This is a genomic window from Paenibacillus sp. KACC 21273 (assembly GCF_028736095.1).
Taxonomy (GTDB): Bacteria; Bacillota; Bacilli; order Paenibacillales; family Paenibacillaceae; genus Saccharibacillus; species Saccharibacillus kyungheensis.
The window spans coordinates 5,276,325-5,282,500 of sequence record NZ_CP117876.1 but is presented as its reverse complement, the minus strand read 5'-3'; the positions used below and the strand labels follow the sequence as shown (position 1 = coordinate 5,282,500).

The 6,176-nt window shown below is 42.3% G+C and carries 2 protein-coding genes and 2 rRNA genes (1 of these 4 only partly in view); all 4 read left to right on the top strand.

The features are described 5' to 3' along the window. Window positions 1–1,718 (top strand): 23S ribosomal RNA (locus tag PQ460_RS23170); it begins 1,206 nt to the left of the window's first position. Between the two features lie 64 nt (window positions 1,719–1,782). Further along, window positions 1,783–1,899: ribosomal RNA gene (gene rrf, locus PQ460_RS23165) — 5S ribosomal RNA — on the top strand. Between the two features lie 905 nt (window positions 1,900–2,804). Further along, on the top strand, window positions 2,805–4,262 hold the full coding sequence (gene guaB, locus PQ460_RS23160) for an IMP dehydrogenase (protein ID WP_273614342.1): 1,458 nt from the start codon (window positions 2,805–2,807) through the stop codon (window positions 4,260–4,262). A 484-nt stretch (window positions 4,263–4,746) separates the two neighbouring features. Further along, window positions 4,747–6,168 carry a D-alanyl-D-alanine carboxypeptidase family protein gene (locus PQ460_RS23155; RefSeq protein WP_443147182.1) on the top strand — a complete coding sequence of 474 codons (1,422 nt, stop codon included), beginning with the start codon at window positions 4,747–4,749 and terminating at the stop codon, window positions 6,166–6,168. The last annotated feature ends 8 nt before the right edge of the window (window positions 6,169–6,176 follow it).

Here is a 6,176-nt window from a genome sequence, read left to right as displayed (position 1 = left end):
TGGCTTGATACATTTGTATCAGGGGTAGGGGAGCGTTGAATGAAGATTGAAGGTGTACCGCAAGGAGCGCTGGACCTCATTCAAGTGAGAATGCCGGTATGAGTAACGAAAAGATCAGTGAGAATCTGATCCGCCGAAAACCCAAGGATTCCTGAGGAAGGCTCGTCCTCTCAGGGTAAGTCGGGACCTAAGGCGAGGCCGAAAGGCGTAGTCGACGGACAACAGGTTGAAATTCCTGTACCACCGAAAGCCGTTATGAGCAATGGGATGACGCAGGAGGATAGTGACGCGGACTGATGGATGTCCGTTCAAGCAGTGAGGCTGGTATGTAGGCAAATCCGCATACCGCAAGGCCAGGCTGTGATGAGGAGCGAAAATTGGAGTAGCGAAGGTCATGATTTCACACTGCCAAGAAAAGTCTCTAGCCAGGAAGCAGGTGCCCGTACCGTAAACCGACACAGGTGGGTGAGAAGAGAATTCTAAGGCGCGCGGAAGAACTCTCGTTAAGGAACTCGGCAAAATGACCCCGTAACTTCGGGAGAAGGGGTGCCCCGGTAGTGTGAATAGCACGAGGGGGCCGCAGTGAAAAGGCCCAAGCGACTGTTTAGCAAAAACACAGGTCTGTGCGAAGCCGCAAGGCGAAGTATACGGGCTGACGCCTGCCCGGTGCTGGAAGGTTAAGGGGAGTGGTTAGCGCAAGCGAAGCTATGAACCGAAGCCCCAGTAAACGGCGGCCGTAACTATAACGGTCCTAAGGTAGCGAAATTCCTTGTCAGGTAAATTCTGACCCGCACGAATGGCGTAACGATTTGGGCGCTGTCTCAACGAGAGATCCGGTGAAATTTTAATACCTGTGAAGATGCAGGTTACCCGCGACAAGACGGAAAGACCCCATGGAGCTTTACTGCAACTTGATATTGAACTGGGGTGCGATTTGTACAGGATAGGTGGGAGCCGTAGACATCGGAGCGCAAGCTTCGGTTGAGGCGCCGTTGGGATACCACCCTGATCGCATTTGAGTTCTAACCTCGTACCGTGATCCGGTACAGGGACCGTGTCAGGTGGGCAGTTTGACTGGGGCGGTCGCCTCCTAAAGTGTAACGGAGGCGCCCTAAGGTTCCCTCAGAATGGTTGGAAATCATTCGAAGAGTGTAAAGGCATAAGGGAGCTTGACTGCGAGACAGACACGTCGAGCAGGGACGAAAGTCGGGCTTAGTGATCCGGTGGTACCGCATGGAAGGGCCATCGCTCAACGGATAAAAGCTACCCTGGGGATAACAGGCTTATCTCCCCCAAGAGTCCACATCGACGGGGAGGTTTGGCACCTCGATGTCGGCTCATCGCATCCTGGGGCTGAAGTAGGTCCCAAGGGTTGGGCTGTTCGCCCATTAAAGCGGTACGCGAGCTGGGTTCAGAACGTCGTGAGACAGTTCGGTCCCTATCTGTCGTGGGCGTAGGAAATTTGAGAGGAGCTGTCCTTAGTACGAGAGGACCGGGATGGACGCACCGCTGGTGTACCAGTTGTTCCGCCAGGAGCATCGCTGGGTAGCTACGTGCGGAAGGGATAAGCGCTGAAAGCATCTAAGCGTGAAGCCCCCCTCAAGATGAGATTTCCCAGTATGTAAGACCCCTTGTAGACGACGAGGTCAATAGGTTGGGGGTGGAAGTGCCGTAAGGCATGGAGCTGACCAATACTAATCGGTCGAGGGCTTATCCAAATAAGCTAACACGCGATGGTTTTCGTTTTCGGATTCAGTTTTCAGGGAGCAACACACCTGCCTGTTTGGTAATGATGGCGGAGGGGTTCCACACGTACCCATCCCGAACACGACCGTTAAGCCCTCCAGCGCCGATGGTACTTGGACCGCAGGGTCCTGGGAGAGTAGGACGTTGCCAAGCAACGAGTAAGACCCAAAAGAGTGACTCCTGATTGAAGGAGTCGCTCTTTTTTTATGTGTAAAAGGATATAAACCATGGTGTGGGAACAAGTCTGGTGAATGGGATGGAGGGAAAGGTGTAGGTAGAGATGGTTTACTGTTGCTGTTGTAGGCGAGGAATATACAAAGTCTGGTGTCTGGGTCACTTCGTCTGATGAGTTTGTCTAACCTTTTTGGAGTCGTGTTCGAGTAGTCTATCCCTTTGTCCCTCTAAAGAAACGTTTCCCATTACTCATTCTCACTTTCCTTCATTTCTATGTACTGTTGGTGTTCTTTTCTCTCTACTGATCGGCTCTGCCTAAATGTTGCTCTTTCCTTCTCCTACTGTCATTTATGATTTCCTGATAGTACATTACATATATATTAGTAGAGTTCTCTGTTTTTCTACTTTAGGCTTGTTGGATAGCTTTCCTTAAGTATTTTTACTTTGCTTTTCTAATTGTATTTATTTCTATCAGCTTTCTGCTATTTAAGGAGGAAGATTATAATTATTTGCGCTATCTCTTATCATCTGTATGTATACTCATTAAGATAAATGTAAAAATATCATCATTTTATAGCCTATATACAGATAGAAAAATACAATTAGAATAATCCATTTTATCCAGCATACTTATATTTCTTTTCCTTGATAAATAAGGAAGAACGTAGGCGAATGTCTCTACTAGGTGGACATTCGTTTGCGAGGAGAAATCAATTGTAGATAATACTTTAACATTCTTGACAGTCTGTAATACGCTTTGCTAAGATTGCAATAATATATTTTCAGAAACTAATGCAGAAACTCATTTTCAGCTATTTTAACGCCTTATTTGTGTAAGGTTTTTTTATTATAGAATAAAAAAAGAATAAGGGAGGAACATCCTTGTGTGGGAAACAAAATTTGCTAAAGAGGGACTAACATTTGATGATGTCTTGTTGGTACCCCGTAAGTCTGAAGTTTTACCAAAAGAGGTAAGTGTTGCTACAGTTCTTAGCAAGCACGTGAAATTAAATATTCCTTTGATCAGTGCAGGAATGGATACAGTAACCGAAGCAGCTTTAGCTATCGCTATGGCTCGTGAAGGCGGTATTGGTATTATTCACAAAAATATGTCTGTAGAACAACAAGCAGAAGAGGTAGACCGTGTAAAACGTTCCGAAAGTGGCGTTATCACTAATCCATTTTCTTTGACACCGGACAAAAAAGTATCTGATGCTGAAGCAGTAATGGCGAAATATCGTATTTCTGGTGTACCTATCGTAGATGAGAATAATGCATTAGTAGGTATTATTACTAACCGCGATCTTCGTTTTATTCACGATTACAATATTGATATTACAGAAGTGATGACTAGCGAGAAATTGGTCACTGCTCCTGTAGGAACTACTTTACAAGAAGCAGAAGTATTATTGCAACAACACAAAATCGAGAAATTACCTTTAGTGGATGAGAATAATATTCTTAAAGGTCTTATTACGATTAAAGATATTGAAAAAGCTATTCAATTCCCTAATGCAGCTAAAGATGCTCAAGGACGTTTGTTAGTAGGTGCGGCTATTGGCGTATCTCAAGATTCGTTTGTACGTGCGGAAGCATTAGTAAATGCAGGCGTGGATTTGTTAGTAGTGGATTCGGCTCATGGTCATCATATTAATATTTTGGATGCTGTACGCAAACTACGCTCGATGTTCCCTGAACTTACTATTGTAGCAGGTAATGTGGCTACTGGCGAAGCAACTCGTGATCTGATCCAAGCAGGCGCTTCTGTCGTCAAAGTCGGTATTGGCCCAGGTTCGATCTGTACAACACGTGTTATTGCAGGTATTGGTGTACCGCAAATTACAGCGATCTATGATTGCGCAACAGTAGCTCGTGAATATGGTATTCCGATCATTGCAGACGGCGGTATCAAGTATTCTGGTGAAATCACTAAAGCTTTGGCTGCTGGTGCGGATGCTGTTATGTTAGGAAGTCTATTTGCTGGAACAGAAGAAAGCCCAGGCGAATCTGAAATTTATCAAGGTCGTCGCTTTAAAGTGTATCGTGGTATGGGTTCTATGGCGGCAATGAAACAAGGAAGTAAAGATCGTTATTTCCAAGATGATGATAAAAAGCTTGTTCCTGAAGGTATTGAAGGACGTGTCGCTTATAAAGGACCTTTATCTGAGACGATTCATCAGTTGATTGGTGGTCTTCGTTCTGGTATGGGTTACTGTGGTACAGGGGATCTAACTGAATTACGTAATGATACTCAATTTATTCGTATTACAGGTGCTGGATTACGCGAAAGTCATCCACATGATATTCAAATTACAAAAGAAGCTCCTAACTATTCGATGTAATTGCGTTTATTCTATAATGTAGCTTTGTCTAAAGCTACATTATAGATATAAATAAGCCAATATAAGCAAAAGAATGAAGATTTTATAGCTTCTTCTTTTACATTTTAATTGACGTTTAGACAAGCTTGTGATTTTAAGACAAGCTTGTCTTTTTTTGCGTTTAACCGTATGTTAAAATGAGAAAGTCGTTGTGATATTCGGTAATTTTCGGTATATACCTCTATATGGTGATACATAATGACCAAGAACAAGAAATTGTAGGGATTTATACGAATTTATTGGATTGTATGACTATTTTTGAATTTAATTTAGGTTAAATTTTACCGTTCATATAACTGTAAGCTACTTATTTGGAATAGACTCCTAATAAGGTCTTGGTACATTCATATATACCAAGTTTATTTTGAATTGAATTGCAATCAAGTAGTAGGTAGTCTTTGAACAATATTCACATGCTTAAACATTTGAGGGGAGCATCAGCACATTGAAACGCAACAAATGGTTAGAAAACGGAATTTGGAATAAGTCGAAACGTCAAATGGTTACAAAAGGAATTACAGTTATCATGGTGGCAAATATGTTCTGTATGGCGGTTATTCCTACAGTTACTATGGCTGCGGCATCTGCTACAGATTCGAAGAGCACTACTACAGACAGTAAATCTACACCAGCTACTTCAAATGCTACAGGCAAATTACCTACTGCTGAATCACTTGGTTTGGATGTAAAATCGGCTGTCTTAATGGAAGCTTCTACCGGTAAGATTTTATTGTCTATTAATGCAGATGAAGCATTACCACCTGCTAGTATGTCCAAAATGATGACAGAATATCTAGTATCTGATTATGTCAAACAAGGTAAAATTAAATGGGACGATGTAGTAACTGTATCTGAAAATGCTGCTGCTCAAATCGGATCACGAGTATTTTTGGCTAAAGGCGACAAGCATACAGTACTTGATCTTTATAAAGCGATGGCTATAGGATCAGCAAATGATGCTTCGGTAGCGCTAGCAGAATTTATTGGTGGAACAGAACAAGACTTTGTAAAAATTATGAATGAAAAAGCAAAAGAATTTGGCATGAAAACTGCTCATTTTGCTAACTCTACAGGCTTAGATATTGCAGATATGCCTGCTGCAACAAGACCGGATTCAAATCAAGAAACGATTATGTCCGCAATGGATACTGCGTTGTTAGCTCAACATATTGTAGATGATCATCCTGATTTTAACGATGTTACTAAAATTCAATCGTTCAAATTCCGTCCGACTGATAAAGATCCGGTTGTAAACTGGAACTGGATGTTAGAATCCAATGCTTCGATCACTAACTTTAAAGCTTATGCTTATAAAGGATTAGACGGTCTAAAAACAGGACATACGAATGCAGCCGGACAATGTTTTACAGGTACAGCTGAGCGTAATGGTATGCGTCTAATTAGCGTCGTAATGGGTACAACGTCTGAACCTGAACGCTTTATTCAAACGAAAAAGATTCTTGATTATGGATTTGATAATTTTGAAGTCAAACAAGTAGTTGGTGCAAAAGCAGCTGTATCGGGACTTGCTTCTCTTCCAGTTGTAAAAGGTACAGCGAAAGAAGTTCCTGTTGTTACAGATGCAGCTGTTAATGTGGTTGTTCCTAAAGGGACAACACCTAAAAATGTTACGTATACTGTAGCAGCGGCAAATGAAGCAACACGTACAGCACCGATAGCAGCAGGTAAAGCATTAGGAACAATTACGTACACGTATAAAGATTCCAATATGCCAGAAGATCAAGTTGAAACGGTAAACTTGATTGCCGCAGAACCTGTAGAAAAAGGTAGCTGGATACGATTATTTTTCCGGGCTATTGGTGATTTGTTCGTTGATTTATTCGATTCCGCTAAAAATATGTTTTAATACCTAAA